Below are 330 nucleotides of genomic sequence, written 5' to 3'. Positions count from 1 at the left end.
TCTCGACCTCCAGCGTGACAGGCTGGCATTCTAACCAACTGAACTACCAGGCCGCTTAAAATTATTGGTGACCCCTAGGAGACTCGAACTCCTGTTACCGCCGTGAAAGGGCGGTGTCTTAACCGCTTGACCAAGGGGCCTTGCTTAAAAGAGCGGATATGAAACGGTCTGCTCACATCCGCTTTGTTTCTTAATGGCTCCCCAGGCTGGATTCGAACCAGCAACCTATCGGTTAACAGCCGAGTGCTCCACCGTTGAGCTACTGAGGATTATTTAAAAGTCCCGCAATGTCCTATCCTCCCAGGCAGTTGCCCACCAAGTACTTTCGGC

At 52.1% G+C, this 330-nt stretch carries 2 tRNA genes; both read right to left on the bottom strand.

Going from position 1 to position 330, the window contains the following annotated elements:
* Positions 1-65 precede the first annotated feature (65 nt).
* A tRNA-Glu gene (locus Q7P33_RS17970) sits at positions 66-140 on the bottom strand.
* Positions 141-194: 54 nt separating this feature from the next.
* A tRNA-Asn gene (locus tag Q7P33_RS17965) sits at positions 195-269 on the bottom strand.
* Positions 270-330: the final 61 nt, after the last annotated feature.

It is taken from the genome of Acetobacterium wieringae (assembly GCF_026646375.1).
Lineage (GTDB): Bacteria > Bacillota > Clostridia > Eubacteriales > Eubacteriaceae > Acetobacterium > Acetobacterium wieringae_A.
The sequence above is the reverse complement of the archived record's forward strand: the minus strand, read 5'-3'. Positions and strand labels throughout refer to the sequence as shown.